The sequence below is a fragment of the Geminicoccus flavidas genome (assembly GCF_009806515.1).
Classification (GTDB): domain Bacteria; phylum Pseudomonadota; class Alphaproteobacteria; order Geminicoccales; family Geminicoccaceae; genus Geminicoccus; species Geminicoccus flavidus.
In genome coordinates this window covers 1-1200 of the sequence record NZ_WUJP01000349.1, presented here as the reverse complement: position 1 = coordinate 1200, position 1200 = coordinate 1, and the positions used below count along the sequence as shown (strand labels likewise).

The following is a 1200-nucleotide window of genomic DNA, read 5'->3' as shown; positions in this document are numbered from 1 at the left end:
GGGCGACCCAGGCCTGCTGGTGGACGCGCTGGCCGAGGCGTGTACCGCCAGTGCGAAGGCCGCGGCCACCAGGCACGATCCCGCGGCAGCCAAGGCCGAACGGAGCAGCTAGGATCGTGCCCGGTACCCGGTCCTCGCCGGAGACCGGTTCCCGTTGGAGATTTGGCGCCATGAACGACCTGGACGAGTCGACCCGCGCACTGCTGCGCACGGTGAGCACCGCCACGCTGACGACGGTCCTGTTCAAGCGCGGCCTGCGCAACGTCTTCCTGCAGAACGTCCAGCCGGTCGCGAGCGGCCTGCCGCACATGGTGGGCCCGGCCTACACGCTGCGGATGATCCCGTCGCGGGAGGACCTGGACGTGCTGGATGCCTATGCCGACCCCAGCCACCCGCAGCGCCATGCGGTAGAGCACTGCCCCAAGGGCCATGTGCTGGTGATCGACAGCCGCAAGGACGCGCGGGGCGCCTCGGCCGGCGACATCCTGCTGCGCCGCCTGATGGTGCGCGGCTGCGCCGGCGTGGTGACCGATGGCGGCTTCCGCGACAGCCCGGCCGTGGCGGCGCTGGGCTTCCCGGCCTACCATCAGCGCCCCTCGGCGCCGACCGGCCCGATCTGGCATCACGCCGCCGACACCGGCCTGCCGATCGCCTGCGGGGATGTCGCGGTCTATCCAGGCGACATCATGGTGGGCGACGGCGAGGGCGTGGTGTGCATCCCGCAGGGGCTGGCGGCAGCGGTCGCGGTGGAGGCGGCCGCGGCCACCGCGTACGAGGAGTTCGTGGAAGCGCAGGTGAAGGCTGGCCGGCCGCTGCCGGGCCTTTATCCGGCCACGCCCGAAAGCCGTGCCGAGTTTGAGCGCTGGCGGACCGCCCGTGGCCGCGGCTGACGAGGCGGGCGCAGCGCCGACCCGCTCACTCGTCGTCGGATTCCAGCCACTCCTTGAAGCTCATGCGCGGCTGCTCGGGCACCGACTGCTGGATGGCGGTCCGCAACTCCTGGGCCGAGGCATCATTCTTCACGAGGACCTTGGCGATGCGGCGGACCAGTTCCGCATCGCTCGCCGGCACGGCGAGCTCGACCCGCTTGAGCCCGCGCTCCGCCAGACGCCGACGATGTTCCTGGACCGACTGACTCATCCTAGCTTCTCCAAGAAATACCCCGGCGCCGAGGCGGAGGGTCCGAGCTGAACATATGGA

At 71.1% G+C, this 1200-nt stretch carries 2 protein-coding genes; one reads left to right on the top strand and one right to left on the bottom strand.

Going from position 1 to position 1200, the window contains the following annotated elements:
• The first annotated feature begins 179 nt into the window (after nucleotides 1-179).
• Nucleotides 180-890 carry a ribonuclease activity regulator RraA gene (locus EQG76_RS09645; protein ID WP_407925521.1) on the top strand — a complete coding sequence of 237 codons (711 nt, stop codon included), beginning with the start codon at nucleotides 180-182 and terminating at the stop codon, nucleotides 888-890.
• Nucleotides 891-915: 25 nt separating this feature from the next.
• On the opposite strand, the gene EQG76_RS09640 is transcribed toward EQG76_RS09645, so the two are convergent.
• Complete coding sequence (locus EQG76_RS09640; protein WP_159712835.1) at nucleotides 916-1140, bottom strand: hypothetical protein; 225 nt, start codon at nucleotides 1138-1140, stop codon at nucleotides 916-918.
• Nucleotides 1141-1200: the final 60 nt, after the last annotated feature.

What these genes read in the sequence shown, in the direction of transcription:
- EQG76_RS09640 (WP_159712835.1), bottom strand. Translation starts at nt 1,140, where the DNA reads ATGAGTCAGTCGGTCCAGGAACATCGTCGGCGTCTGGCGGAGCGCGGG.